The organism is Komagataeibacter kakiaceti JCM 25156, from assembly GCF_000613305.1.
Window position 1 is genome coordinate 1 of sequence record NZ_BAIO01000232.1, and the last position, 3,593, is coordinate 3,593.

General features: G+C 65.3%; 2 protein-coding genes and 2 pseudogenes. 3 read left to right on the forward strand and 1 reads right to left on the reverse strand.

Translation table 11 applies throughout. From position 1 onward, the window contains the following. Positions 1 to 1,246: pseudogene (locus JCM25156_RS23710) on the forward strand (toprim domain-containing protein); the annotation flags it as partial. A gap of 4 nt (positions 1,247 to 1,250) precedes the next feature. Here JCM25156_RS23710 and JCM25156_RS11260 read toward each other — a convergent pair. Further along, positions 1,251 to 1,928: an HAD hydrolase-like protein gene (locus JCM25156_RS11260; protein WP_025813153.1), complete on the reverse strand. Its 678-nt coding sequence runs from the start codon at positions 1,926 to 1,928 to the stop codon at positions 1,251 to 1,253. A gap of 118 nt (positions 1,929 to 2,046) precedes the next feature. Here JCM25156_RS11260 and glmU point away from each other — a divergent pair. Both glmU and JCM25156_RS23720 read left to right on the forward strand, forming a co-directional pair. After that, a pseudogene (glmU, locus tag JCM25156_RS23715) lies at positions 2,047 to 3,413 on the forward strand (bifunctional UDP-N-acetylglucosamine diphosphorylase/glucosamine-1-phosphate N-acetyltransferase GlmU). Then, a partial coding sequence (locus tag JCM25156_RS23720) for a hypothetical protein (protein ID WP_034959451.1) occupies positions 3,413 to 3,593 on the forward strand: 181 nt, incomplete at its 3' end. The pseudogene glmU and the gene JCM25156_RS23720, both read left to right, overlap by 1 nt.

Below are 3,593 nucleotides of genomic sequence, written 5' to 3' on the forward strand. Positions count from 1 at the left end.
CCCGCCGCGCGCGTGAACTGACCCGGCGCAAGGGGGTGCTGGATATTTCCTCGCTCCCCGGCAAGCTGGCCGACTGTCAGGAACGCGATCCGTCCCGCTCCGAACTGTTCATCGTCGAGGGTGACTCGGCGGGTGGCACCGCCAAGCAGGGGCGTGACCGGCGTTTTCAGGCCATCCTGCCGCTCAAGGGCAAGATCCTCAATGTCGAGCGCGCCCGTTTCGACCGTATGCTGGGATCGGCTGAAATCGGCACGCTGATCACGGCGCTGGGCACCGGCATCGGCCGGGGGGACGTGGAACATGGCGGCTTCTCGATCGAGAAGCTGCGCTACCACCGCATCGTCATCATGACCGACGCCGATGTGGATGGCTCACATATCCGCACCCTGCTGCTGACCTTCTTCTTCCGCCAGATGCCCGAACTGATCGAGAAGGGGTACCTCTACATCGCCCAGCCGCCGCTTTACCGCGCCAAGCGCGGGAATGACGAACGGTACCTGAAGGATGATGCGGCGCTCGAATCCTACCTGCTGGACAAGGCGCTGGCCAACGCCACGCTGCGTTTTGCCGATGGGCGCGTGCTTGATGGCGAACCCATGCGGGCGGAGGTGATGTTCATCCGCGATATGGCCCGCGCGCTGGCGCGGCTGTCGTCGCGGGTGCCGGTATGGGTGCTGGAACAGGCGGCGATCGCGGGTGTATTGCGTTCGGACCTGAACGCCGTGCCGGAACGGATCGTGGATCTTCAGGCCCGGCTTGACGCCGTATCCCCCCGGCCGAGCGTGGGTGGAAAGTGGCCGCGAGTGAAAGCGGGCTGGAAATGGCGCGCAGCGTGCGCGGCGTGGGGGAGGTCTACCGTCTTGAATCCCTCGCCCTGCGCAGCGCGGAAGTACGCTGGCTGGCCGAACGCCATGAGCAGCTTGTGGCCGATTTCGGCAGGCCGGTGGAACTGCTGCTCGATGGCAATGCCCAGTCCTTTAACGGACCGGCCTCGCTGTATGAGCGGATTCTGGCGCAGGGGCGCAAGGGCCTGTCCATCAACCGCTTCAAGGGGCTGGGCGAGATGAATGACGAGCAGTTGTGGGAAACCACGCTCGATCCCGCCATGCGCACCCTGTTGCAGGTCAAGGTGGGTGATGTCGAAAACGCGGCCCAGGTCTTCTCCACCCTTATGGGGGATGTGGTTGAACCGCGTCGTGACTTCATCGTGGGCAATGCGCTGAAGGTCGCCAATCTGGACGTCTGATGTCTCAGGCGGGCACGAGTTCGCCCGCCAGATACGCGATGTCGGAAATGGAATCGGCCCCGACCGTGGCGCCCGCCTCCATTTCCGGCCGTCCATAGCCCCAGCGGGCGAAAATGGCCGGCACATGCGCGCCTTCGGCCGTGGCGATGTCGTTATGGTGGTCGCCCGCCATGAACGCGTGCTTCGGGTTGCCCTGCGCCAGTTCTATGGTGCCCAGCAGGTGGCGCGGATCAGGCTTGCGCACGCTGAAACTGTCCCCGCCGCCCACGGCCACAAACCAGTGTTCCAGATCCAGCACCTTGAGAATATGCCGTGCGGCGGCCACCGGCTTGTTGGTGCATACGGCCATGTGCCAGCCGGACGCGCGCAGGCTTTCCAGCATCCCGACCGTGCCGGGAAAGGGGCGGGACAGGTCGGTGGAATGCGGTGTGTAATCGGCCATGTAGCGTGTGGTGGCCTCGGCGCGGTCAATCCCGGCGGCGGCCGCGCCCGCATGGGCCAGCAGGCGGCTAACAAGGGCGCTCACGCCATCGCCGATCATGGGGCGGACCTGCTCGGAGTCTATGGGAGATAGACCGTAATGCGACAGCAGCCTGTTGGCGCAGGCGGCAAGATCGGGAAGACTGTCAATAAGCGTGCCGTCCATGTCGAATACGGCCAGACGGGGGGGGGAGGCAGGCATCCACGGGTTCCTTCCGGTATTGGATTTACAGGGTAGCAATCGGAAATTCTAAGTGATGGTAGCGCGCATGCATAAGGGTTTGACAGGGCCATCTGGTGGGGAGTACGCGCACAATGCGATGAATACCCAGACAGATACCGCACCATCTTCCGCTGTCCCGCCCATGTCGACCGCCGTCATTCTGGCTGCCGGCCGGGGCACGCGCATGAAATCGGAACGGCCCAAGGTCATGCATCCGCTGGCCGGGCAACCCATGCTGCGCTACCTGCTTGATAACGCCGCGCAGGTCTTTGACCGGATCGTGGTGGTGGTCGGTCCCGGCATGGATGATGTGGCAGCCCTTGCCGCGCCCCATGCGGTGGTGATCCAGCATGAACGCCTTGGTACCGGTCACGCGGCGCGGCAGGCGGCGGCGGCGTTCGGAACGGGCGATGTCGCGGTGCTGTATGGCGATAACCCGCTGATCACACCGGGCACGATGCGCGCGCTGCTGGCGCAGCGGCGGTGTGATGATACGGGTCTGGCGCTGCTGGCCATGGAACCGGACGATCCCGCGCGCTATGGCCGTGTCGTGACGGAGAACGGGCAGGTCACGCGCATTGTGGAATGGGTGGACGCCACGGCGCGGGAGCGCGGGATCGGGCTGTGCAATGCCGGTGTGCTCTGCGCCGACGCCACGGATTTCCGGCGCTGGCTGTCCGAAATTGGTAACGCGAACGCACAGGGCGAATATTATCTGGGCGATGTCGTGGCCCGCGCCGTGGCCGAAGGGCGTCACGTGCGGGCCGTCGTCGCACCCGAGGACGAACTGCGCGGCATCAATTCCCGCATCGAACTGGCCGTGGCGGAAGCTGCGTGCAGGCCCGCCTGCGTCAGGCGGCCATGGCGGGCGGCACGACCCTGATCGCCCCGGACACCGTGTTTCTGTGCGCCGATACCCGGCTGGAACCGGATACGGTGGTACACCCCCATGTGGTGTTCGGGCCGGGCGTGCATGTGATGCGGGGGGCGGAAATCCACGCCTTTTCCCATGTCGAGGGCGCTGTTGTCGGCCCTGATGCCCGGATCGGTCCCTATGCCCGCCTGCGCCCCGGCAGCGATGTGGGAGAGGGCGCGCGCGTGGGCAATTTCGTGGAACTCAAGGCCACGACCCTCGGCGCGGGGGCCAAGGCCAGTCACCTGACCTATCTGGGCGATACATCGGTGGGGTGTAACGCCAATATCGGCGCGGGCACCATTACCTGCAATTACGATGGGGTGTTCAAGCACAGGACCGAAATCGGGGCTGACAGCTTCATCGGCTCGGATTCCGTTCTGGTCGCCCCCGTGCGGGTGGGGGAGGGTGCGATTACCGCCGCGGGCAGCGTGATCACGCATGACGTACCTGATGGCGATATGGCCTTTGGCCGGGCGCGTCAGTCCAACAGGGCGGGTTATGCCCTGTCATTTCGCGGGCGGCTGAAGAACAGGAAGGAACAGGGCTGATGTGTGGCATTGTAGGGGTTGTGGGCGGCAATCAGGCCACACCGGTCATTCTGGACGCTCTGCGGCGGCTGGAATATCGCGGCTACGATTCTGCCGGAATCGCCACGCTGGAACATGGGCAGGTCGAGCGGCGGCGCGCGGCGGGCAAGCTGGACCATCTGGCCAGCCTGCTGGCGCGGA

Bases quoted from the DNA above. Each gene is read 5' to 3' on its own strand.
- JCM25156_RS11260 (WP_025813153.1), bottom strand. From the start codon at position 1,928: ATGCCTGCCTCCCCCCCCCGTCTGGCCGTATTCGACATGGACGGCACG.